Origin of the sequence: Methanohalophilus sp. DAL1 (assembly GCF_001683555.1) — an archaeon.
Lineage (GTDB): Archaea > Halobacteriota > Methanosarcinia > Methanosarcinales > Methanosarcinaceae > Methanohalophilus > Methanohalophilus euhalobius.
This window is the reverse complement of sequence record NZ_MAFX01000022.1, coordinates 78,452-100,379: the sequence shown is the minus strand read 5'-3', so window position 1 is coordinate 100,379 and position 21,928 is coordinate 78,452. Positions and strand designations below refer to the sequence as shown.

The 21,928-nt window shown below is 42.5% G+C and carries 25 protein-coding genes and 1 pseudogene; 13 read left to right on the top strand and 13 right to left on the bottom strand.

Annotated features, from left to right (window positions below):
• From A9957_RS05860 to htpX, 4 genes are all read left to right on the top strand, one after another.
• On the top strand, positions 1 to 388 hold a 388-nt coding region (locus tag A9957_RS05860), incomplete at its 5' end, for a hypothetical protein (protein ID WP_292343499.1).
• 5 nt (positions 389 to 393) lie between these two features.
• On the top strand, positions 394 to 648 hold the full coding sequence (locus A9957_RS05855; protein WP_105460677.1) for a hypothetical protein: 255 nt from the start codon (positions 394 to 396) through the stop codon (positions 646 to 648).
• A gap of 79 nt (positions 649 to 727) precedes the next feature.
• Positions 728 to 856, top strand: coding sequence for a hypothetical protein (locus A9957_RS05850; protein WP_292343498.1), 129 nt, complete (start codon positions 728 to 730; stop codon positions 854 to 856).
• 94 nt (positions 857 to 950) lie between these two features.
• On the top strand, positions 951 to 1,805 hold the full coding sequence (gene htpX, locus A9957_RS05845; RefSeq protein ID WP_096712191.1) for a zinc metalloprotease HtpX: 855 nt from the start codon (positions 951 to 953) through the stop codon (positions 1,803 to 1,805).
• Here htpX and A9957_RS05840 read toward each other — a convergent pair.
• Positions 1,802 to 1,921, bottom strand: a complete 120-nt coding sequence (locus tag A9957_RS05840) for a DUF488 domain-containing protein (protein WP_241645959.1) — start codon at positions 1,919 to 1,921, stop codon at positions 1,802 to 1,804. The two genes, htpX and A9957_RS05840, sit on opposite strands and share 4 nt — an antisense overlap.
• Positions 1,922 to 1,924: 3 nt before the next feature.
• Positions 1,925 to 2,244, bottom strand: a pseudogene (locus tag A9957_RS05835) (DUF488 family protein); the annotation flags it as partial.
• 120 nt (positions 2,245 to 2,364) lie between these two features.
• Between A9957_RS05835 and A9957_RS05830 the strand changes: the two are divergent.
• From A9957_RS05830 to A9957_RS05820, 3 genes are read left to right on the top strand one after another with little or no spacing between them, the layout of a single operon-like run.
• Positions 2,365 to 3,018 (top strand): thymidylate synthase, encoded by a 654-nt coding sequence (locus tag A9957_RS05830; protein WP_292343497.1) that lies wholly within the window; start codon positions 2,365 to 2,367, stop codon positions 3,016 to 3,018.
• Positions 3,019 to 4,302: a 3-phosphoshikimate 1-carboxyvinyltransferase gene (gene aroA, locus A9957_RS05825; protein WP_096712195.1), complete on the top strand. Its 1,284-nt coding sequence runs from the start codon at positions 3,019 to 3,021 to the stop codon at positions 4,300 to 4,302.
• 8 nt (positions 4,303 to 4,310) lie between these two features.
• Positions 4,311 to 5,507 (top strand): NAD(P)/FAD-dependent oxidoreductase, encoded by a 1,197-nt coding sequence (locus tag A9957_RS05820; RefSeq protein WP_096712280.1) that lies wholly within the window; start codon positions 4,311 to 4,313, stop codon positions 5,505 to 5,507.
• 2 nt (positions 5,508 to 5,509) lie between these two features.
• Here the strand turns inward: A9957_RS05820 and A9957_RS05815 are convergent, their stop codons facing one another.
• Positions 5,510 to 6,013 carry an amino acid-binding protein gene (locus tag A9957_RS05815; protein WP_096712196.1) on the bottom strand — a complete coding sequence of 168 codons (504 nt, stop codon included), beginning with the start codon at positions 6,011 to 6,013 and terminating at the stop codon, positions 5,510 to 5,512.
• Positions 6,014 to 6,290: 277 nt separating this feature from the next.
• On the opposite strand from A9957_RS05815, the gene A9957_RS05810 reads away from it, so the two are divergent.
• Positions 6,291 to 7,619, top strand: coding sequence for an isopropylmalate synthase (locus A9957_RS05810; RefSeq protein ID WP_096712197.1), 1,329 nt, complete (start codon positions 6,291 to 6,293; stop codon positions 7,617 to 7,619).
• Between the two features lie 33 nt (positions 7,620 to 7,652).
• On the opposite strand, the gene A9957_RS05805 is transcribed toward A9957_RS05810, so the two are convergent.
• Positions 7,653 to 8,669 (bottom strand): isocitrate/isopropylmalate dehydrogenase family protein, encoded by a 1,017-nt coding sequence (locus tag A9957_RS05805; protein WP_096712198.1) that lies wholly within the window; start codon positions 8,667 to 8,669, stop codon positions 7,653 to 7,655.
• 201 nt (positions 8,670 to 8,870) lie between these two features.
• Between A9957_RS05805 and A9957_RS05800 the strand changes: the two genes are divergently transcribed.
• Positions 8,871 to 9,713, top strand: coding sequence for a TatD family hydrolase (locus tag A9957_RS05800; protein WP_292343494.1), 843 nt, complete (start codon positions 8,871 to 8,873; stop codon positions 9,711 to 9,713).
• 83 nt (positions 9,714 to 9,796) lie between these two features.
• Positions 9,797 to 10,093 carry a carboxymuconolactone decarboxylase family protein gene (locus A9957_RS05795; protein ID WP_096712200.1) on the top strand — a complete coding sequence of 99 codons (297 nt, stop codon included), beginning with the start codon at positions 9,797 to 9,799 and terminating at the stop codon, positions 10,091 to 10,093.
• Between the two features lie 27 nt (positions 10,094 to 10,120).
• Here the strand turns inward: A9957_RS05795 and A9957_RS05790 are convergent, their stop codons facing one another.
• Positions 10,121 to 10,549, bottom strand: a complete 429-nt coding sequence (locus tag A9957_RS05790) for a desulfoferrodoxin family protein (protein ID WP_096712201.1) — start codon at positions 10,547 to 10,549, stop codon at positions 10,121 to 10,123.
• Positions 10,550 to 10,588: 39 nt separating this feature from the next.
• The gene (locus A9957_RS05785) at positions 10,589 to 11,614 is read right to left on the bottom strand and encodes a DUF21 domain-containing protein (RefSeq protein WP_096712202.1); all 1,026 of its coding nucleotides are present in this window, start codon (positions 11,612 to 11,614) and stop codon (positions 10,589 to 10,591) included.
• Between the two features lie 445 nt (positions 11,615 to 12,059).
• On the opposite strand from A9957_RS05785, the gene A9957_RS05780 reads away from it, so the two are divergent.
• Positions 12,060 to 12,263, top strand: coding sequence for a DUF378 domain-containing protein (locus A9957_RS05780; protein ID WP_292343492.1), 204 nt, complete (start codon positions 12,060 to 12,062; stop codon positions 12,261 to 12,263).
• Positions 12,264 to 12,273: 10 nt separating this feature from the next.
• On the opposite strand, the gene A9957_RS05775 is transcribed toward A9957_RS05780, so the two are convergent.
• Together A9957_RS05775 and A9957_RS05770 are read right to left on the bottom strand one after the other, a co-directional pair.
• Complete coding sequence (locus A9957_RS05775) at positions 12,274 to 13,155, bottom strand: hypothetical protein (RefSeq protein ID WP_292343490.1); 882 nt, start codon at positions 13,153 to 13,155, stop codon at positions 12,274 to 12,276.
• Complete coding sequence (locus A9957_RS05770) at positions 13,116 to 13,541, bottom strand: hypothetical protein (RefSeq protein ID WP_292343488.1); 426 nt, start codon at positions 13,539 to 13,541, stop codon at positions 13,116 to 13,118. Before A9957_RS05770 ends, A9957_RS05775 begins: the two co-directional genes overlap by 40 nt.
• 190 nt (positions 13,542 to 13,731) lie before the next feature.
• On the opposite strand from A9957_RS05770, the gene uvrA reads away from it, so the two are divergent.
• Both uvrA and A9957_RS05760 read left to right on the top strand, forming a co-directional pair.
• Positions 13,732 to 16,557, top strand: a complete 2,826-nt coding sequence (uvrA, locus tag A9957_RS05765) for an excinuclease ABC subunit UvrA (RefSeq protein WP_105460672.1) — start codon at positions 13,732 to 13,734, stop codon at positions 16,555 to 16,557.
• Between the two features lie 87 nt (positions 16,558 to 16,644).
• The gene (locus A9957_RS05760; RefSeq protein ID WP_096712206.1) at positions 16,645 to 16,830 is read left to right on the top strand and encodes a hypothetical protein; all 186 of its coding nucleotides are present in this window, start codon (positions 16,645 to 16,647) and stop codon (positions 16,828 to 16,830) included.
• A gap of 5 nt (positions 16,831 to 16,835) precedes the next feature.
• On the opposite strand, the gene A9957_RS05755 is transcribed toward A9957_RS05760, so the two are convergent.
• From A9957_RS05755 to A9957_RS05735, 5 genes are all read right to left on the bottom strand, one after another.
• Positions 16,836 to 17,423, bottom strand: coding sequence for an FmdE family protein (locus tag A9957_RS05755; protein ID WP_096712207.1), 588 nt, complete (start codon positions 17,421 to 17,423; stop codon positions 16,836 to 16,838).
• Positions 17,424 to 17,431: 8 nt separating this feature from the next.
• The gene (purB, locus tag A9957_RS05750; RefSeq protein WP_096712208.1) at positions 17,432 to 18,775 is read right to left on the bottom strand and encodes an adenylosuccinate lyase; all 1,344 of its coding nucleotides are present in this window, start codon (positions 18,773 to 18,775) and stop codon (positions 17,432 to 17,434) included.
• A gap of 137 nt (positions 18,776 to 18,912) precedes the next feature.
• Positions 18,913 to 19,665, bottom strand: a complete 753-nt coding sequence (locus A9957_RS05745; protein WP_128754451.1) for an ABC transporter ATP-binding protein — start codon at positions 19,663 to 19,665, stop codon at positions 18,913 to 18,915.
• Positions 19,665 to 20,738: an iron ABC transporter permease gene (locus tag A9957_RS05740; RefSeq protein ID WP_292343486.1), complete on the bottom strand. Its 1,074-nt coding sequence runs from the start codon at positions 20,736 to 20,738 to the stop codon at positions 19,665 to 19,667. Before A9957_RS05740 ends, A9957_RS05745 begins: the two co-directional genes overlap by 1 nt.
• A 17-nt stretch (positions 20,739 to 20,755) precedes the next feature.
• Positions 20,756 to 21,880: an ABC transporter substrate-binding protein gene (locus tag A9957_RS05735; RefSeq protein ID WP_292343484.1), complete on the bottom strand. Its 1,125-nt coding sequence runs from the start codon at positions 21,878 to 21,880 to the stop codon at positions 20,756 to 20,758.
• Between the last annotated feature and the right edge of the window lie 48 nt (positions 21,881 to 21,928).

The following is a 21,928-nucleotide window of genomic DNA, read 5'->3' as shown; positions in this document are numbered from 1 at the left end:
AGTTAAAATAAAGCTCAATGAAACCGAGGATGAGTTTACCCTCAATACTACCGATTTGAATGAAATCATAGCCGAAATCGGTAACAGAACCTCATTGACAGCTGAGCAAATCGAGCAGTATATGGAGGTCGATGAAGGCGAAGATTTCTATGATGAAGAAGACGTCGAGATTGAAGTGGAAATCGAGGGCGAGCAATCAGAAGTTAAAATAAAGCTCAATGAAACCGAGGATGAGTTTACCCTCAATACTACCGATTTGAATGAAATCATAGCCGAAATCGGTAACAGAACCTCATTGACAGCTGAGCAAATCGAGCAGTATATGGAGATCGATGAGGACGAAGACTCAGTAAACAGTACAATGAATGACGAGGTCGGGGAGGAATGAATAGCATGAAAAGATTCATATCTTTGTTGCTTGCCCTGATCATGTTTTCATCCCTGATGGTTTCGGGTTGTACAGACCAGAGTGATTCGGAAGTGGAAAATGAAACTGCATCCGAAGATACTGCGGAAGATATACTTGCACAGGAAGGTGCAGCAATTACCGATGAAGAAATATCGTCATTGGATGATGATCTCGCAGAACTTGAATCGATGCTTAAAGGTGTCGATAATGAATCCAATATTACTGTAGAGGACATCTAAACATCCTCTATCGTTTTTAGGGGCATGTATTAATAAGATGATTTATATATTAACACATGATCAACATCAGGAGATGATTATGCAAGACACGAAATTTAATGGAGAGGACGGTGCACAATATAATCCGGCTAATGTACTTCTTATCTTTGGTCTTGTATTCATGTTCCTGTTTGCCCTGCTTTTGGTAGGTATTGTAGGAGTAATCTGAGTTGACCGCAATACTTTTATAGAATTACAATTCATTCTTACATAACTAATATGAGCTTATTTTGACATAATCCGAAGTATGCTCGAGGTATATCATGAAGAACATGCTTAAAACTACAGTATTACTTGCAACACTCACGGGTCTGCTGGTAATGGTTGGTTCATACTGGGGTACAGGGGGAATGCTGGTTGCTTTTGCCTTTGCTATCCTCATGAATTTCGGTACCTACTGGTATAGTGACAAGATTGTGCTTAAAATGTACAAGGCAAAGGAAGTTACGGAAGCACAAGCTCCACAGCTGTACCGGATAGTGCATAATCTTGCTTATAATGCCGGTCTTCCAATGCCGCGGGTTTATATTGTGGAGACATCCATGCCCAATGCTTTTGCTACAGGCAGGAATCCTGAGCATGCTGCTGTGGCAGTGACTACAGGTATTATGGATATCCTGAATTCAGAGGAGATCGAAGGTGTTCTGGCTCACGAACTTGCTCATGTCAGGAACAGGGATACACTGATCAGTGCAATAGCCGCAACAATTGCAGGTGTAATCACCATGGTTGCTACATGGGCCCAGTGGGCAGCAATATTTGGAGGACTCGGCGGACGTGACGGTGAAGGCAATAATATCATAGGCTTCCTGGCTCTTGTCATAGTTGCTCCCCTTGCAGCTACGATTATACGCCTTGCAATTTCCCGGTCCCGCGAATTTGCAGCAGATTCAGACGGGGCCCGTATTTCCAAAAACCCCCAGGCTCTTGCAAGTGCTCTTTCTAAACTTGAGAAGGGTGCAACCAATTACAAGCAAAATCCAAAGGATGTGAAAGCATCTGAAAGTACGGCTCATATGTTTATCGTAAATCCGATAAGGAAAAGTACGCTTGCTAACCTTTTCCGCACGCATCCCACAACAGAAGAGCGTATTAAACGCCTGGAAAATATGTATTAAAAGGGGAGGGATGCCTGCCCGGGGTCGGTCAGGTGTATCACCTTTATCCCCTCTTTTTCAAGTTTTTCTGCAATATGTCTGCGATGACAGTTGCGTGGATTCTTTTCTGCACACATAAGAGCGATCTTTGTATCGTTGTCTGCCTTCCTGTTTATCTGGTATAATAGATCGCAAACCCTTTCCTGAAGTCTGCACTTTCCATATATTCGATGTAAGAACGCTTACCCATCCCACCAAGCAAAGGGTAGTGACAATAGACAATTTCATTCTCTGGGAGTTTAACTTTCAGGTTTTCTGCATTAAATTCCGGACGCTGTGATTGTGGATAACTATGTACATCTACAACGATTTTTATGGAGTTGTCCAGTAATCTATTCAGAAATTCATTAAAAATGCTATTTCCATAACCAATAGTATAGCATATCCGCTGTTTTTCCATAAATACTCTTTTGATACCCGGTTTCATTAGGATTTCGATGGGTTGTTATATATGGATCTATTCAGGTAAAGATTATATATTCATGAAATTCTATTTCCTTGCAGCTTGAGAGGATTTGACATGGTTCACAATACGCCTATAGGAAGAATAATTAAGGCCGATACAATTAGCGACGCATGGTATCGCGGACTCAATATAATATGGAATCACGGGGAAAATGTAACTGATGAAAGGGGCAGCAAAATCAAGGAATTCATGAATCTGATGGTTGTTATCGATAATCCTTATTCCAATGAGATACCTTCTGACATTTCCTGGAATCAGGAGCGTCTGGACGAATATGCAAAACAGCTGATTACGGGGGAAAATCCCCAGGACTTCGAATATACTTATGGGCAGCGATTACGGAACTGGGATGGACGAGTGGACCAGGTCTCCTATGTAATCGATAAACTCAAAAACAGTAATACCACTCGCAGGGCAACTGCTGTAACATGGATACCCTACATTGATACTGAAGTTGATGAAGTGCCATGTATGATCCTCGATGATTTCAAAGTCCGGAACAATCGGGTTCATATGACCACTCTTTTTCGCAGTCATGATTTTGCAGGAGCTTATCCTGCAAATCTTTACGGTCTTTCACAGCTTCTAAAATATGTGGCACAGAATGCCGGTTATGAAACAGGTACTATTACAACTATCAGTGTATCTGCACATATCTATGAACATGACTGGGATCGTATTGAAAAGATTGTTACAGGAGTGTGCTAAATGAGGGTAAAAATCAGTCGTACCAGTGTGGAGGGTGAAGTTTTTGCACCTCCGTCAAAAAGTTACACGCACAGGGCAATCACTATAGGTTCCCTTTCTGAGAAGTGTGTTGTTCGCAGGCCACTTATTTCGGAAGACACAAAGGCTACGATCCGTGCATGTAGAATGCTTGGTGCACAGATTAATGAGGAAAAAGGGGACCTCTTTATTGAGGGAGTTAAGGGCAAACCTCACATTCCTGAAGATGTGATTGATGTGGGTAATTCGGGTACAACATTGCGTTTCATGACTGCTGTGGCATCCCTTGTGAACGGTGTATCGATTCTAACGGGTGACAATTCCCTGCGCACCAGGCCAAATGGTCCCCTTATTGAAGTTTTGCATGACCTGGGTGCGGAAGTAATATCCACTCAGAATAATGGTTGTGCTCCCCTTGTAGTAAAAGGGGGATTGAAGGGAGCAATAGCCAAGATAGATGGGTCCATCAGTTCCCAATTCATCTCCGCACTGTTGATAGCATGTCCGCTCACAAGCCGGAGTACCACTCTTTCCATAAAGGGTGAGCTTCGTTCAAAACCCTATGTCAATTTAACTCTCGAAATAATGCGTAAGGCCGGAGCTGAAATATTTGAAGATAATAACCATAACATCAAATTCATAATTCCTCCCAATCAGGATTACGATTTAAGGGATTATCTGGTTCCAGGAGACTTTTCTTCTGCATCATATTTACTGGCCGCTGCCGCAATGACCGGTTCCAGAGTAGTTGTGAAGAACATGTTCCCTTCCCAACAGGGAGATATGGCTATAATTGAGATACTCAAGCAAATGGGTGCGGGAGTATCCTGGGATAAAGAAAACGGTGTGGTAACGGTTAATGGCCGTGACCTTAAAGGTGTACGGGTGGATGCTGCAGCAACGCCGGACCTTGTGCCAACCATAGCCGTCCTGGGTGCTGTCGCTGAAGGACAAACCGTGATAGAGAACGCCGAACATGTCAGGTATAAGGAAACTGACAGGCTACATGCCATGGCTGTAGAACTCAAGAAGATGGGTGTTTCTGTGAAGGAAGATCGGGACCAACTGACAATAAAAGGGGGTAAGCCCAAAGGAGGTGACCTGCATGGGTGGCATGACCATCGTATCGTAATGGCACTTACGATTGCCGGTATGGTTGCGGGTGATACAACCGTGGACACAGCAGAGTCGATATTCATCTCCTATCCCAATTTCTTTGATGATGTCAGGTCTCTGGGTGCTGATGTTATTGTGGATAAACAGTGATTGTGATCATGAGTTATGATGTCGCCGTGGTGGGAGCCGGCCCCGTGGGTTCGGTTGCCGCAAGATATGCTGCCCTACAGGGGGCAAAGGTTGCTCTTTTTGAGGAACATGCAACTGTCGGAAGTCCGGTCCAGTGTGCAGGCCTTTTGAGTGTGCGGGCTATGGATGAGTGTGGTATAAGTCCCAATGACTCTTCGGTTATTAACAGTGTCAGGGGTGCTTTTGTGCATTCTCCGGAGGGGACCTGTCTTCCTGTAAATGGCGGGCAAACCCGTGCCTTTGTAGTCTCACGCAAGATATTTGACAGGAAACTGGCATCCCTGGCAACTTCTGAAGGTGTGGATATTTTCCTGAACTCAAAGGTTGTTGCAATAGATAATAATTCAGGTTTTAAAAGATTGCATATACAAAGAGCAGGTAAACCTGAAGTTATCGAAGCCTCTGTGGTTATTGGTGCAGATGGTGTACGTCATGGTGTGGCTTCCATGGTGGGCCTGCCGGCTCCTTCACGTATTATGTCCGGTATCCAGTTTGAAGTTCAAATGCAAACAATTCGCCAGGATTTTGTGGAACTTTTCTTAGGTACCTGTGCGCCTGGTTTTTTTGCATGGGAAATTCCATTGTCTGACGGTATTGCAAGATTTGGACTTGCAACCGATAATTTGGCCAGTCAGGATTCTCTGTCATATCTCTGTGAACTTAGAGACAAACTTTCCAAAAAAGGGCGTGTAGTAGATGGTATGCTGGATTTTGTAGTGGGAGGCATTCCTATAGGTGTTGCAGCCAGGACTTTTTCTGACGGTGTATTGATCTGCGGTGATGCAGCAGGTCAGGTAAAACCAACATCAGGGGGTGGTGTTTATACAGGAGCTGTCTGCGCAAAGATAGCAGGTGAAGTTGCTGCAAAGGCAGCATTTGAAAATGATACTTCCCAATCCCGGCTGGAAGAATATGAAATTCGCTGGAAGCAGTCTCTGGGAAAGGAACTAAATATGGGTCTCAAAGCTCACGACTTTGTAGGTAGTTTGTCAGACGAACAACTCAATGAATTATTTTCATCCCTGGCAGAACCGAATGTGCTTTCATTAATTGAAAAGTATGGGGACATGGACCATCCTTCCATATTATTGCGTAAATTCCTGAACCCATTAAATTCCAGGCACCTAAAAGGTTTTTTTGTAGCTTTTTTGAAAACCCTGCTGTGAATTCAGTATATACTGACTCCTTTTACACTTTTTATGTTAAGGATTTCATTTACGGTATCCCCTGATATCTTTGAATCAGTGATAATAGTCATTTTAGCCTTGTCGGTAAAATACGGATCATCTGAAACTGCCTGTCTTATACTGATACCATGAGCGGCAATCACGCCAGATACTTCTGAAAGAATACCTACTGTTGCCGCATCTTCAGGTGTAATAATTATTACTCCAAGTCCCAATGCAGGAGCCACATCCCTTAAAAAGGGAATTGAGCGCACATTCTGGAATATGTTTCGAAGGGTTTCATCTTCAAGTATTGTGTCGGTAGTTGCATCTACGACCCGACGGTCCACACCTGCCTCTTTTGCGAGTTGGGTGTGTGCAATATCGATCTTGCCGGAGGTCACTTTCCCATCCTTACTTACCTGAAAACCTCTTTCGAATAAAATTTTCAGTACCTTTTGTTGGGCAGGATGTTTTTCAAACTTTTCAAGTAACATTTTCCACATGCAAGTCACTATTCATTCAAATTATAAATAGAATTAAGTTCTTTTGTAGTTTGTAATCTCTTGGAATGTTTAGCTGGTTACTTCTTATTTTGTTTTTGTATGTAGGAAGAAAGACATTTTAAGGATAAAATCTATCATAATACAATCTGATTCAATCGGTTAAATGTGCTTTTTACGAATAAAAAATCCATTTTAAGGGTTATATACAAATATTTTACAATGTATAATTATTAAGATACGGTATAAGTTATCATATTTGTGTGGAAGGAGGTATTTTGTGAAGGTATACAAAGATTATGGAGATCTGCCAAAAATCAAGCTTCCGCTTGATCAGGAGGTTTGTATCAGTGATAGTACCATCCGGGATGGAGCCCAAATGCCGGGGATAGTCCTAAAAAGTGGCCACAAGGTTCGAATTTATGACTATCTGCACGAGATCGGTATTGAAAAACTGGAAACTTTCGTTTATAATGAAAGAGATCGCAAAGCCATCGACCTCATGCTTGACAGGGGTTATGAATTCCCTGAGGTGACCGGCTGGGCACGTGCAAAAACAGAAGACATAGATAAGGTACTGCAGATTGGCGGTCTCAATGAAACCGGTATATTGATGTCTGTCTCAGATGTCCATATTCTGGAAAAGATGGGATTGCCCAGCAGAGAAGCTGCCGAGGACAGGTACCTTGAAGCCCTTCAGTATGCAGTAGATCATGGCCTTGCTACCCGTGCTCATGTGGAAGACATGACCCGTGCTGATAATTACGGTTTTGTCTATCCAATGATTGAGAAGATAATGGAAATTGACCCGGAATGTACCATAAGGGTGTGCGACACCATCGGCTATGGGATTCCTTTTGATGGAGTGGACGAACCCTATGGTATTCCCTCAATTACCAAATATCTCAAAGATGAGATTGGTGTTAAAAACATCGAAAGCCACTGTCATGATGATTTTGGTTTCGCTTTTGCAAATTCTATGGCATCTTACTGGTATGGTGCCAACTGGTCCAATGTAACCTTTATGGGTATAGGTGAGAGGGCGGGAAATGCTGAAATGGAAAAATTGCTTTTGTTCCTGGGCCAGCGGGTGGAAGGTTTTGATAAATATAATCTTGATGTCATAACTGAATTCTCTGAATTCATGCAAAAAGAAATCGGCATACGTGTACCTCGTAATAAAGCCGTGGTTGGTAAGAATGTATTCTCTCACGAGTCAGGTATACATGCTGCCGGTGCTATTAAGAATCCTTTCACATACGAACCATATCCCCCTGAGGTTGTGGGTGGAGAACGTATATTCCTTGTAGGTGATTCTTCAGGTACCGAGGTCTTAAGGTATAAGATTCAGGAAACCCTGAGGGAATTGCTTGATGTACAAATCACTGTGGAGAAAAAAGATCCCAGGCTTAAATCCATACAGAAGGATATCCAGGCACTCTATGACAATGAAAAGCGTGTATCCTGTATCTCTGATGAGGAAATCCAGGGTTATGTCGAGAAATACTTCCTGTTTGAGCCAGTTGTAGAAAAGAACATGAGCCGGGAAAGTGCCTATTCTGGTGAATATGTACCAGATCCCCTTTCAAGAAAGAAGAAGGATGTATAAGGTAATTATTAACCTTATACATATTTACTGTTTTTATTCAATTTTGCTGACAATAGCATCTGTCATTTCACTGAGTCTTGCACTGCCGCCCATATCGTAAGTTACATACTTACCTTCGGAAATGACTTCTTCGGTTGCTTTGAAAATAGCATTTGCATTGTCTTTTTCTCCGAGATAGTCAAGCATCCAGGCACCGGCAAGAATTGTTGCAACAGGATTTACTTTATCTTCTCCTGCATATTTTGGTGCTGAGCCATGTGCAGGTTCGAACATTGCATAATTGTCCCCGATGTTTGCGGAATATACCAGGCCAATACTTCCGATAAGAGCGGAGCATTCCTCACTGATAACATCCATGAATAGGTTTGTGGAAAGCAATACTTTCTTGTTGAAAAGCTGCGGGTTCTTGATAAGTTGCTGAGCAATATTGTCGATGTGGTATTCCCAGATGTCAATATCGGGATATTCTTTTCCTATTTTCTCGACTTCTTCCAGGAAAGTTCCACATGTCTGTTTGAGAATGTTGCTCTTGTGGATTGGAACGACCGTATCATACCCACGTTTCTTTGCTTCTTCAAAGGCATACCTTGCAATGTTACGACAGGCCGGACGGGTGGTCTTACGCAGTGCGATATACACATCATCCGTCAGTTTTACTTCTTCACCTATGTACATTCCTTCCGTTCCTTCACGTACGCATATAAAATCAACATCACCAAGGGGTGTGTTTGTGTTGGGGAATGTTTTTGTAGGTCGGACATTTGCGTAAAGATTGTATTTCTGTCTGATTGATACTGCGACACTTTTTGGAGAACCCGCACCTCCGGGGGTGGTGGTTGGTCCTTTGAAACCGGCATCGGAGCTTTCCAGTATTTCCCATGTCTCATCGGGAATAAGGGTATTTCCTCCGTTTTCCTCCCACCAGGCGGCACCGGCTTCACAGGGTACAAACTCCACAGCCGTACCTGCTGCCTGTGCTACTTTTAGCATGGCATCGACAAGTTCCGGCCCTACTCCGTCTCCTTTAATAACTGCTGCAGTTTTACTCATTTTAATCACTTCTATAATTACTTATGTTTATAAGGCTAGATGTGCCCCTGTAATGCCTCCATCATATATATGCTATCTGCCCAGTTGACCGTAATAATAATGGTTTATATATTTTTGATGATATTCAGGTGTTTATTAGATTAATTGCGTTAATTTCATTTCCTAAGTATTTTTATATGGCAGGCAATCATACTCTCTTTCATGTACCCAAACATTCCTATTACCGATGAGCATATACATATTGACCCCCGGGCAAAGGGTATTGATGCTGTAAAACAATTCCAGAATGCAGGAGGAACTCATATGATGGTGGTCTCCAAACCGACATGGACGCTTGGGGTCGAAGTTACAAAACCCGATGACTATCGTGCTGTATTTGATGAAACTGTGAATATTGTCCGCCAGATCAATGAACTTGGGATTGGTGCTTTTCCGGTGCTTGGCGTACATCCGGCAGAAATTACCAAACTATGTGAAAGAATGAAACTTGAAAATGCCACCTCCCTTATGAAAGTGGGTCTGGAGATTGCATCTGAATACGTAAACGAAGGTCTTGCTGTGGGATTGAAAAGCGGACGTCCTCATTATCCTGTCTCTGATGAGGTGTGGCAGGCTTCTAATTCAATAATGTCTCATGCTTTTTCCCTGGGCAAGGGTCTGGGATGTGCTGTCCAGCTGCATACCGAAAGTGTAGGAGAACCTGAGCTGGAGGACATTGCCAGCAGGGCAAAGAGTATTGGTATCCCTCTGGAAAAAGTTGTGAAACATTATGCACCTCCGCTTGTGGATGTCTGTGAAAGGATAGGCCTTTATCCTGGTGTACTTGCCGGCAAAGGAGCAATTGAAGAAGCCCTTAAGCAGGGTAGTCGTTTCATGATGGAGACGGATTATATTGATGATCCGCAACGTCCCGGTGCAGTACTTGGTCCAAAAACCATTCCCCGGCGAACCATGAAGCTTGTTGAAACCTACGGGGAAGAAGTTTTCTGGAAGGTTCATAAGGAGAATATCGAATCTGTTTATGAGGTGGACATTGAACTTTAAAGAGCTGGAAACATACTTGTATTAATTACAGTAGCAATAATTATCTATATTCTTGTTCGTTATATCCTATCAGGAGATAATTAATGAAATTTCTTATCGATAAATTACCGGAAACTGCAAACGCATTTGCAGACATGCGTGCATCCCTTTTCAAGGATAGCGCCCTGGACACAAAGACAAAAGAGTTGATCGCTGTTTCCTCATCGGTCCTGATGAGATGTGAAAAATGTGTAGAAATCCATGCATCCCGTGCAAGAGATAATGGTGCAACCGAGGATGAGATCGCTGAAGCAGTTGCAGTCTCGATGTTTATTGCCGGTGGTTCGCAACTGCACTGGACCCGGAAATACGACCAGATATTTGAAAGTGTAAATGAATGAAACTTATGGTGTCATTGTAATTAAATTTTAGACTCCGAATCCTTCCTGCAAACATTTTTCTCGACGGCATCCGGCAGTTAAACGGAGTTCTTCTCTTATTTCAATACAATTTTGCCATAATCCGTGAACATTGCAGTATGCAAGGGCGCAGAACTCTCTGTATTTGCCAAAATATATTAGTCTGAATAATGCATCAGGTGAAGTTCCCGGGGCGAAGTTGACTCGTCCGATCTGGATTGTATTCTGCATTTTAGTGCGTGCATACAATTCTATCCATTGAATTTGATGCTGCAGCGAATTCGGATGTTTCACATTTTCCCCGACTACAACATGGATGTAATCCTTGCCGCTGTTGCCATAATTTTTTAGAACCTCTATAGAAGGTATGTGTCTTTCTTTTGATTGGGAGTCATATTTGTGTGACCTGTCATTTTTCATAATATCCGATGGATCCATAATTTAGCCTGCTTGTTATCTTTAAAAAGAGATAGTTTCTCAGAATGTTGTCTCCACTCTTCTTACAACTCCTCTGAGAAGTCTGGAAAGAATGTCTGATCCCGTCAGGATTCTTTTTTCTTCATCTGTCCAGTAGATTATCACGTCCTGGTCAATAATATCTCCTTTATCATGCTCAGGATACATCCTTAGTTTTGGAATTACTTCTTCTAGCCTGGTTTTTGGTGACATTACGATAACCGGCCTGTGACAATAATCTTCAGGATCAAGGGTTATGTTGCCGTAGGCTAAATCTCTCAAAAGGTCATCACTGTTAAGTGTACGTATGGGATTCCCCTCTGGATCCGTGATAATAATCCATTTCTTACCGGATTCGCTGATTTTTTTGAGGAAAGGATCTTCAAGGGTTTGTTTAAATTCCGGGAACACCGGTTTCCTGTTTTTTATAGGAAGGGAAATGATACTTTTTGGGTCAATTGGGTTGCCTTCCTTTGTGATCTTTGTATCATCCATTGTCAAAAAATTAAGAGCTCCCTGTCCCTCCACACTTCCGATATCAGATCTTGCGGATTGTATGTGTCTCTGGAGGACTTTTTTAAGGGACCTCTCTTTGAAGAACATTATTTCTTCTTTTCCCAGCCACCAGTCAAGCATTATTGCCGAAGGTTTTGCAAAAGGATAAAGGATCAATTGATACATCTTGACTAATGGAGTTAAATATGCTCCGGCTTTCAGGGCATTTCTGGTGAAATATGCCTGGGGCATAATCTCACCAAAACAGGTTATTATTACAGTGGAGAATACAAATGCAGCAGTACCACCCATTATTGAACCTGTAAGCAGGGCAATAAGAACATTTACGGCAACGTTTCCCCATAATAAAGTTGTTAAAAGAAAGTTGGAATCCCTTCGGATATCTAGTATTTTTCTTGCATCCTTATTGCCAGATTCGGCTTCAGTTTCCAATACCAGCCTGCTCAATCCAAAAAGTCCAATGGTAAGGCCGGAAAACATTGCCGATTGACTGACAAAAAATAAAAGTAGAATCCAGGTTATAATTTCCATATTTTCTTCCACTATAGTTGTGCGACAATATATTTATATCTACTTAAATCTTTGACTGTCGTAATATTGTGATATTGTTCTCAATCTGTATTATCGAACCATTTATGCATGATGTAATTTCCTGTCATAACATATGCCATTAATTTAAAAGAGGAGTTGTTTCAATTTTTATGGGGATATGTTTGCCTGTACGGTAATCTTTGCTATATACCCTTACATTTACTTTTGTTTGAGGATTTGGTATTTTTACTTTATGGGTATCTGTGATTTAGTTATTTTAAAATATGTTTATCTTTTGTTTATTGAAAGGTTAACATACTATTAACATTTTTGATTTGAGAATTATATCATAACTTCTATTAATTATGAATGAAGAAGTTGTAATAGTTTTTAATGTACTATTCATGTGCCTATACGAAATAGGTTTTTGAGTGAGGGTAAAAGTATGACCGAGAAAACAGAATTAGACTGGATAGCAATTGCTCTTGTAGTAATTGGAGGTTTGAATTGGGGATTGTTTGGTATATCACAGGACTATAACCTGGTAGAACTTATCTTTGGATATAGCGCAATAGCACGGGTAGTCTACATTATTGTAGGTTTGGCAGCCCTGTACATGATATACTTTGCAAGCAAAGACCACCAGTAATTTGGTGGTCTTATTTTTTATGCATGATGAAACGTGCAGACAGTATAATTATGCTTTCCAAAAGCCCGAATGAAGGTGATTTTTCCGCCATCTTAGTACTATCGGGAAGGCTTTTTTCATCTAGTTCTATCATTGAAATCGAACGTCTTTTGTTTTTTGTTGATGTACATGCAATTTTATTTCCTTCCGGTGACCATTGTGGCATAAAACCTCTCCCGACTTGCAGTTTTTCATTTCCTTTATGGTCAGTTATCCATATTCCGTATTCTCCGATATCTCCGTAATTAAATACGATTTTATCTGCGTCAGGCGACCATGCAGGAAATGAATAGGCCTTGAAGTATCCCGAATTGTTGGTTATTTTTCTTTGATTGCTACCATCAGCATTCATAACCCACAGGCTTGTAGTGTGATTATTACCTGCTCTAACATATGCAATTTCAGCACCATCCGGTGACCAGGCAATGTCATATGCTTTTCCTTTGAAAATGCGGGATTTTCCTGAACCGTCAGTTTCCATAATCCAGATACCTTCAGTTTCCGGATTATTCGAAACGTAAGCAATGAGGTCCCCTTCTGGTTGCCATTGTGGTTCAAGATAGGGGCCATTGCTATCAGTGAGTTTAGTATTTTCGCTACCATCGGAGTTAATTATCCATATATCTGAGTCCTTGCAGATATTTGATTTATTCAACATTCTTTGTTTTGTCCCATCTTCTTTTTCTACCATATCCCATATATCACCGTTTTCAGAAGCTGCAGATACATAAACAATTTTAGAGCCGTCAGGACTCCAGTCGGCTTCCCAACCCCTCAAGCCCAGCAGGTAGTTTTCCAGAAAGGCTCCTTCAGTTATTTTCTTTTGCCAGAACCGTCTGGATGCATCGTCCATAATTCATAATTTCCTGTCAGATTTGATATATAGAGTAACAAATTTCCTTCAGGAGACCAGGGGTCAAAGAAAAAACCTCCGCTTTCATTTCCAGAAGTTAATTTTTCTTTATCTGTTCCATCTGCTTTTGATAAGCAGGCACTTAGATTTTCCAGTGAATTACCTGTGCTTGAAGAATAGGCGATATATGTTCCATCAGGGGACCAGTAAGGAGCAAAATTGTGTGTGGAATTTTCAATTGCAAATGTATTCTCGTCTGCATTACAGGGGCTTGCAATAAAAAATAATATCAGGGTGGCGAAACAAAGGAGGTGTTTTAGATTCATCTTTATACTTCCAGTACACAGTAACAGAATGTACACATAGTTAATTTTGTTGTCATTCATGAAACTCCTTTGCCTTATGTGGGTATAATTTACTAAGTGCATATTATATAAATTAATTGGTAATATATTTTATTTTACTTTTAGGTTGTCACATTGATTCACAATGTCTGATAGCAAACCTTTAATCCTTCCAGACAATATTCTCTTCCCCAAACCAACTTAAAACAATCCTTTTAATCTTTCAGGACACATGTCTCTCAAAAATATAATGATAAAGGGTGCCAAAGAGCACAATTTAAAAAATATTGATGTAGTGTTGCCCAGGGATAAATTAATCGTGATCACGGGTTTAAGTGGCTCGGGCAAGTCATCTCTTGCTTTTGATACGATCTATGCTGAAGGCCAGCGTCGCTATGTTGAATCGCTTTCATCATATGCCCGGCAATTCCTGGGCCAGATGGAAAAACCCAATGTGGAATACATTGAAGGGCTTTCTCCTGCTATTTCAATCGAACAGAAGACCACCAGCAAGAATCCCCGCTCCACCGTGGGTACCGTTACCGAGATATACGACTACCTGAGATTGCTGTTTGCCCGTATAGGGGCTCGCCACTGTCCGGATTGTGGGCGTGCCATCGAACCCCAGAGTGTTGACCAGATTGTGGACAACATAATGAAATTCCCTGCAAAAAGCAAACTTCATATCCTGGCGCCTGTTGTCCGGGAGCGTAAAGGTGAATACAGGAAACTTCTCGCTGATATCCGGTCTGATGGTTATTCCCGTGCACGTGTGGATGGGGAGATTATCCGGCTCGATGAAGCTGATTCCCTGGAACTGGGGCGCTACAATAAACATAATATTGAAATTGTGGTTGACAGGCTTTCCATCAAAGAAGGAATAGAAGAGCGTCTCTCTGATTCTGTGGAACAGGCCCTTGCCAGAAGCGGCGGGATTGTTATAGCTGATGTTGTGGATGGCGATGAATTCGTATTCAGCGAAAAACTTGCCTGTCCACACTGTGGAACTGGATTTGAAGAGCTGGAACCTGCCATGTTTTCCTTTAACAGCCCCCAGGGAGCATGTGATGTATGTCATGGCCTGGGAACTTCCATGGAATTCGATCCGGACCTGATAATCCCTGACAGATCCCTGTCTCTCAATGAAGGAGCAGTTGAACCGTGGGGTACGAGAAAAGATGGCTATTACATGCAGTCTCTCCAATCTCTTGCTGATCATTTCGGATTTTCTATGGATGCTCCTTTTGAAGATCTGGAGCCACAGTATCAGAATATGATCCTCTATGGCACGGCCACCAAAGTCCCGATGGTCCATACCGGTAAAGGTGGAGGTGTCTGGAAACGCAATAGTCGTTTTAAAGGTGTTATTGCTACCATTTCCAAGATATACAATCGTACAGATTCAGAAAATACCAAGGACCGGCTAAAACGGTATATAAGCACCAAACCATGTCCGGCCTGTGAAGGTGAAAGGCTCAAGCCAGCCAGTCTGTCTGTTTTCATAGACGGGTTCAATATAATCCGGACAACTCACATGTCTATTGAGGATTGTCTCCACTTCTTCGAGAAACTGGAACTTAGCTTGGACCAGCGGGAATTTACCATAGCCCGCCTGATATTGAAAGAAATTAAATCCAGACTGGGTTTTTTGGTTGATGTGGGTCTTGATTATCTAACATTGAGTCGTTCAGCATCCACTCTTTCCGGAGGGGAAGCCCAGCGTATCCGTCTTGCCACTCAGATAGGCTCCAGTTTGATGGGGGTACTGTACATTCTGGATGAACCGAGTATTGGTTTGCATCAGCGGGATAATCTCAGGCTTATCAACACTCTCAAACACTTACGTGATATCGGTAACACCGTTATTGTTGTGGAGCATGATGAAGAAACAATAATGAGTGCCGATCATGTTGTGGATATGGGACCAGGTGCCGGTATTCATGGTGGAGACCTGGTAGCGGAGGGAACTCCTGTGGAAATTATGCAAAACCCGGATTCTCTCACGGGGAGATATCTCAAAAGGGAACTGGAGATTCCGGTGCCCTCGGAACGGCGTACTCCTGAGGGTTTCATTAAACTGATTGGTGCTGCTGAAAACAATCTCAAGGAAATCGATGTGGAATTTCCTCTCTCAGTAATGATATGTGTAACCGGGGTTTCAGGGTCAGGTAAAAGTACACTTATCAATGAAACCCTGAATAAAGTGTTAGCCCGCAAACTCAATCGTGCCAGGGAGAGAACAGGAAAATATTCCGCTATCGAAGGTCTTGAAAATGTTGACAAGGTAATTACAATAGATCAGTCTCCCATAGGCAGGACTCCCAGATCCAATCCGGCTACCTATACCAATCTCTTCACACCCATACGTGAATTATTTGCCCAGACAAAACTTTCCAAATCCCGCGGCTATAAACCGGGTCGTTTCAGTTTCAATGTACGTGGAGGCCGTTGTGAGACCTGTGGCGGGGAGGGAATAATCACTATTGAAATGCACTTTTTGCCCGATGTTTATGTGCCCTGTGAAGTCTGTCATGGCAAACGGTACAACAGGGAAACCCTTGAGGTAACTTACAAGGATAAAAGCATAGCCGATGTACTGGATATGACAGTGGAAGAGGCTCTTGGTTTTTTTGCAAACATTCCAAAAATAAAACGTAAGTTACAGACGCTTTTTGACGTTGGTCTGGGCTACATCAAACTCGGTCAGTCTTCCACCACGCTTTCCGGTGGGGAAGCCCAGCGTGTCAAACTTGCTACTGAGTTGAGTAAACGCTCTACCGGTAAAACGGTCTATATTCTTGATGAACCAACCACAGGGTTGCATTTTGATGATGTCAGGAAGTTACTTGAAGTGCTTCAGCGCCTCGTTGAGGGAGGAAATACAGTAATTGTAATAGAGCACAATCTGGATGTTATCAAGGTTGCAGATTGGATTATTGACCTTGGTCCTGAAGGTGGAGAAGGTGGAGGACTTGTTGTTGCAGAAGGGGTTCCTGAAAATGTGGCAAAGGTCGAAGGTTCCTATACCGGTGAATTTTTGAAAAACATTCTCTCCTGAGAACTCGGGCACAAGGTTTATTTTCTTTCAGGAAAGAATTTACATGACCAAAATACTGGTTACCGGCCTTACCGGGGGTGTATTTATATGGTAAGAAAAATCCGTTGCAAGAATATCAAGAATGACCTCGAATATCTGGGGGGCATCATGTCACATCAGGAAGGCAGGGAGCCCACTCCTGATGTGGCCAGGTTTAAAACCCAGGTAGAATATAAGAAAACACTATGCAAAATACTAAGGAATGAAAAAGAGAAGGAAGAGCTTGATCGCTGATTCCTTCATATATCATATTTTTCAAAACATGGAAGGCAGTAAAAGTTGCCGTTCATAACTCTTGCCCGGCTTTCCATCATTCCTTCGCCACATTCACTGCAGATGAGGGTCTGGAAAATAACTGCCTTTTCAGGCGGTTTTATTTCGATTTCCTCAATTTTGAACAGCTCTTCAAGAGGCATGTTCAGGACTTCATGGGATTTTTCTTCATGTTTTTGCTTAAACCTTTTTTCTTCCTCTTCTGTAGCACTGCCTTCCCTGATCTTTGGAAACAGGTTCTGATGTTCTTCATCATTTTTCATCCCATCAGGTTTCACCACGAGCCGCAGAGCTTTATCGTCTCCCCGATTGAAGAAAGTGTACACATGTTTGCCGAAATCACGGTATATCAGATTACCTTTCCCGAAGGTGCATCCATTGACCACCTGTATGGCATCCACAGAACATGACTTGTTTTCAACTATGCACACGAGCTCTTCATCCTCTGCCCTAATGTTTTTAAAATGTTCCTCTGCTGCTTTTGCAGCCCTGAACCCCAGAGATAATCCGGGACAAAGATGGCCGTGGAACTTTACTGCGTCTTCAATTTCCATTAAATCCCTCACAGGTATTGTTTTCTTAACTTTTCAACTGTAATTTCAACTTGCTTAACTGCGGTACCGGTATATCGGTAAGGATCAACAAGTTTCTCGACATCCTCTCCATTAAGATAGCCGGATACATCTTTATTTGCAAGCAAAGTTTCACGCAGGTGTTTTCCGCTTTCGTGGGCCTGCATGGCAGCTGTACGTACTATCTCATGGGCTTCCTGTCTGCCGACACCTCTTTTTGCAAGTTCTATCATGACCGCCTCGCCCATATTAAGTCCTTTGAGCAATTCAAGGTTACGCTTGATGTTTTCCGGATAAAAGTGCAGGTTATCGGTCACATGGATTCCGAGTTTCAGGATGTGGTCGGTTAGCACACATGTTTCAGGGAAAACAACCCTTTCACATGAAGAGTTTGTAAGATCCCTCTCATCCCATAGTGTATTATTCATAAGTTCAGGTTCAATCATGGAGCGTACAATTCTTGCAAGCCCGCATATCTGTTCGGATTTGATTGGGTTGCGTTTATGAGGCATCGTAGAGGAGCCTACCTGTTTTTTGCCGAAACTTTCCTCGACTTCTGCAAGTTCACTTCTCTGCAGTGTTCGTAATTCAACACCAATTTTATCCAGTGTTGTTACGACATTTGCCATCCACATAACAAATTCCGCATGACGGTCCCTCTGGATAATCTGGTTGGAGACATCCACACCTGTGATCCCAAGATATTCCATCGCTTTTTTCTGGATTTCAATACCCTTCTCACCAAAAGCAGCCTGGGTACCTACAGCCCCGGTCATCTGGCCTACTTCTACCCTGGGCTTGAGCTGTTCAAGTCTCTCTATATGCCTGCCAATCTCGGCTGCCCAGATTGCAAAACGCAGGCCGTATGTTGTTGGTACGCCGATCTGTCCGTGGGTTCTGCCCGCACATACAGTTTCTTTGTGTTTTTCAGCCTGACGCAGGAGCACTTCCAGTAGTTGTCTGATTTTTGGTTCCATTACTTCAATGGCATCTTTCATCTGGAGACCTGTAGCCGTATCCAGCATATCGTTTGATGTTGCACCGAAATGTACCCATTTACTGGCATCTTCCTCACATTTTTCGGAGATGGCAAGCACAACTGCCATCATGTCATGATGGATCTCATCTTCGATTTCTTTGACCCTTTTGAGTTCCACATTTTCAATACTTTGTTCTATTATCTTAGCGGCGTCTTCAGGGATTAATCCCACATCAGCTTCTGCTTTTGCAAGGGCTGCCTCTGCTTTCATGATACATACCAGGCGGTTTTCCTCACTCCAGACATGTTTCATTTCCTCGGTTCCGTACCGGTATTCTATGGGATGGATGGCCATTGATATTCTCCTTTTGTGACTATAATTTCAGATGATTGGTTTTAATGGAACTACAGATTGCTTTTAATTATAATTATGTTTGGGTTAGCAGTACAGGCGTACCCATGATATTCTTTATGAATAATAGCCGCTTCCTATCACTCCACAGGAACTACCATCTTATAGCCGCTCACCTCACCAATGGTCACTTTTACCCCATAAACAGCTTCGATATTTTCAGGTGTGATTACTTCTTCCTTGCCGTGTGCAAACACTTCCCCATCTTTAATAAGGACATAACGATCGGAATATCGAATTGCCAGATTAATATCATGCATGGTTATTACTGCTGAAACGTGTTCTTTCCTGGCAACCTCTACAACAGTATTCAGGATACCCAGCTGGTTTTTCAGGTCCAGGCTGCTTGTGGGTTCATCCAGCAGGAGTATTCGGGGCTGTTGCACCAATGCACGGGCAAGGCTTACTTTTTGCAATTCACCGCCGCTCATCTCATCAATGTAGCGCAATGCAAGCTCTTCCATCCCCATGTCCGATATTACCTGACGGGTAATTTTCATGTCTTTTTCTTTCATACCCCATTCGATGTGAGGTTTCCTCCCCAGTAATATCGCATCAAATGCTGTCAGACGACTGGGTTCTGTATTCTGGGGAACATAGCCGAGCATTTTTGCGATTTCTATTCGGGGAAGTTCCAGAACATTTTCCCCTTCTACAATTATACTTCCGGATTTTGGAGTAAGAATTGTGTTGATACAGCGAAGCAATGTGGTTTTCCCTACACCATTAGGTCCCAGAATTGTCAGTACTTCTCCGGGGTTGAGGTCAAATTCAATTTCCTTGAGTACTTCTCTTTTTTTATAGTCAAACTGAAGTTCTCTTATTTTTAGCATTAGTGGCTATACCCCCGGATAAGCAGATACAGGAACAAAGGTGCCCCCATGAATGCAGTAATTATTCCTACAGGGAGTACATAGGGTGCAATTATCAGGCGTGCTGCAACGTCAGAAGCAAGCAGAAGAACCGCGCCTACAATACAGGCAGAAGGTATCAGGAAGCGCTGGTCATCTCCTACAAACCGGCGGGCGATATGCGGGCACACCAGCCCGACAAATCCTATTATTCCAAGAAAAGACACAGCTGCTGCAGTTGCCAGTGATGCCACCAGCATTCCTGTCAGGCGCACTCTGTCAACATTCACTCCCAGTCCCCTGGCGACCTCATCTCCTGCATCAATCGCATTATAGTTCCAGCGATTATAGAAGAAATAGGCTGAAGCTAGCAGTGTGATAAATTCCATTATGTAGATACTTTCCCAGTAAGCTCTTCCAAGATCTCCGAAGGTCCAGAACACTATTTCCGGTAGTTCTGAGTCATCTGCAAAAAACTGTAACAGCATTGTTGCAGCCGTAAGCAACGAACTCAATGCCACTCCAACAAGTATGAGCACTTCCGGGGTTGCATTTTTGTATTTTGCAATTGCCAGGATTGTTAAAGTTGATATCAGGGAAAAGGCAAAAGCTGAAATTGTTGTCATATAAGGAAGGTCAACTATAGGCAGCCAGTTGCGTGTACCTGCCAGAATTGAAAGGGTGGCTCCAAAAGCTGCTGCATGGGAAATTCCCAGTGTGTAGGGTGATCCAAGAGGGTTGCGCAGGATGGACTGCAATACAACCCCTGATATCGAAAGGGCGACACCTGCAATTATTGCAGCAACAGCCCGTGGTATTCTCAAGTTCCAGATAATTGATTTGGAATGTGTTAATTCAGCTGGCATTCCAAGTATCGTGCGAGTTATGTCAGAGATTGTAAGGTCGGCATTCCCCACTGAAAGAGAATACAGGAATATTCCTCCGGTCAACAATACTGAAAGGAGAATAAAAGAGGTCTTCCTGTCAATGTAACTTCGGTATTTTTCAGGAAGTGTCCCCACTTCATCCTCATCTTTTTTGCAGTAATATTCCATGTAATCCCCTGATAGTATTATTCAAAGGAAATCTGTCCAAACTCATGGCCGAAGTTGTCGGTCATAGTTTCGTAGATATCCTCATTTACAGGCGATTCTGCATAGAGGAATGAATAGATCTCATTTGCTTTTTCCTGAGGGCTTACGTCCTGGAATTCTGAAGGATAGACAACTTTTCCTACATACCATGCATCTGCAAGCACATTTCCGTGATTTGTTGTGTACCAGTTGTAAGGCATAACTCCATAAATTTCATCGTTTTTAGCCGCATCCAGTTCAGCATAAACCCCGCCGGTTGCAAAAGAACTAATGCCGTACTTTTCATTTGTATGGGTATTCCCATTCTCCGAAAATTCATAGGTACCCAGATCAACGAAAATGTAATCGATACCCGGATTGGAATCCCATTTAAAAAGGGCATCATCTCCTATCTGGTAGCCTTCCCAATCTCCGGTTTTTGAAACGCCGGAAGCGACATTGTTGACATTAACATATTCAAAAGGGGGATAATCCGGCTGTGTGGAAAGAATGCCGTGTGACCCTCGGGAATTAATTCCTGCTATATATGCAGTGGGAGTTTCTTTATCCTTAGTTCTCTCATTGAGTTCTGCAATTTCTTCTTCAAAGAAAGTTATTACTTCGTTGGCTCTTTGTTCCTTGTCCATTATCTTGCCCATGATCTGGAGGGATTGTTTCATGTTTTCATCCCCGGTATTGCCATAATTCAGGCCAACTACCGGTATTCCGACATCAGAAGATAATTTATCCGCATCCTCAGCACTGGAATATGTATAGAATATAACATCAGGAGCCGGGTTAAGAGTCAGAATGGATTCTGCATCATACTTACCCCTGAAAGCGCCAATATAGGGATATTTTTCAGAATCTGCGAACTGGGGGTTTGCGATCCTGTATGGTCTTTCAGGAGAATCGATGGATTCCTCCCATTGTTCAATGTCCTCCACTCCGACAACTGTGTCCTGTTCTCCAAGATAACACAGGTATCGTAATGCGCCCGGTCCCACACAAATAGTATGCTCGATGTTATCGTTTATCACTACTTGTCTTCCATAAGAATCTGTTATGGTGAGCGTTTCATTATTCCCTTCATTTCCTTTATTTTGTGGTTCAGAAGAATCCATGCATCCACAGGATACTAGAATAATTCCTAATATTGCCAGTGTGAGTAA